Origin of the sequence: Rhizobium sp. WYCCWR 11146 (assembly GCF_013591995.1) — a bacterium.
Taxonomy (GTDB): domain Bacteria; phylum Pseudomonadota; class Alphaproteobacteria; order Rhizobiales; family Rhizobiaceae; genus Rhizobium; species Rhizobium indicum.
This window is the reverse complement of record NZ_JACCEY010000036.1, coordinates 1-1,146: the sequence shown is the minus strand read 5'-3', so window position 1 is coordinate 1,146 and position 1,146 is coordinate 1. Positions and strand designations below refer to the sequence as shown.

Below are 1,146 nucleotides of genomic sequence, written 5' to 3'. Positions count from 1 at the left end.
CGGGGAGAGCGACTGTCTTGTTTGTCAAGCGTTTTGCCATGGTCGTCCGTCCCTGATGATGGCGTTGAGGATGGTGAGCAGCTTGCGCATGGTTGCGACGGTGGCGACGATCTTGGGCTTGCCGGCTGCCACCAGCCTGTCGCGGAAGGCCTTGAGGTCGGGGTTGTATCGGCTGGCGACGAGGGCGGCCATGAATAAGACGGCGCGTACTTTGCCTCTGCCGCCGCCGATGAAGCTCTTGCCTTTCCATTTTCCCGACTGCCGTGTCCAGGGGGCAAGACCAGCCAGCGATGCGATCTGGCGTCGGTCGAGGCTGCCGAGCTCCGGCAGTTCGGCCAGCAGCGTGCGCGCTGTCGTCGCTCCGACACCTGGCACCGAGGTCAACAGCGCCTCGCGCACTCGCCAGACCGGCGACTTGCGGATATGGCTGTCGAGATCGGCATCGAGGCTTTCGAGCTCGCGCCGCAAGGCTTTCAGCAAGCGCTTGATGCTTTTCTGCGCCTGCTTTGCCAGCGCCATGCGCAACCGGTTCTCCTCGGCCACGGTCATCTGCACGATCTGGCGCCGGCGGGCCACAAGCTCGGAAAGAGCCTGTGTCTCGGCATCGCGCAACGGCCGGATTTCGGGCTTCGTCGCCAAAACGAAGGCGGCGATGACGGCGGCATCGATCGGATCGGTCTTGGCCCTGCGGCCGATCGCATGGGCATAGGCGCGCACTTGCGCCGGATTGACGACGAGGACCGTCAATCCGGCTGCGGACAGTCCGGCAACCGCCAGCATCTCGAAGCCGCCGGTCGCTTCCAGCGCAATCGCATCAACACCGATGCCTTTGAGCCGCGCGACCAGTTCATCGATGCCGGCATGATCGTTGCCGACGGCAAAGACCTCCCCTTGCGGCAGGATCGCAACATCCAGGCGCTCTTTCGAAACGTCGATCCCAACAACAATCTCCATCTGATCCCATCCTTGCCTAATCGGGCTTTGCTTTCGCAAGCGGCCCTGGCGACTGTTCGGGTTCAATGGAACAGCGGATGGAGACCCACGCTCTCCCACGGGCTTGGTGTCCCAAAGGTGCATCGGTCTTCCATCCACCACCGCAATAGGCATTACAGCGCCAACAGCGGGTAAAGGGAAGTTACAAAGGTG

The 1,146-nt window shown here is 62.7% G+C and carries 1 protein-coding gene; it reads right to left on the bottom strand.

Annotated features, from left to right (window positions below):
* Nucleotides 1-24: 24 nt before the first annotated feature.
* Nucleotides 25-954 (bottom strand): IS110 family transposase, encoded by a 930-nt coding sequence (locus HX899_RS27565; protein WP_181293871.1) that lies wholly within the window; start codon nucleotides 952-954, stop codon nucleotides 25-27.
* Between the last annotated feature and the right edge of the window lie 192 nt (nucleotides 955-1,146).

What these genes read in the sequence shown, in the direction of transcription:
- HX899_RS27565 (WP_181293871.1), bottom strand. Translation starts at nt 954, where the DNA reads ATGGAGATTGTTGTTGGGATCGACGTTTCGAAAGAGCGCCTGGATGTT.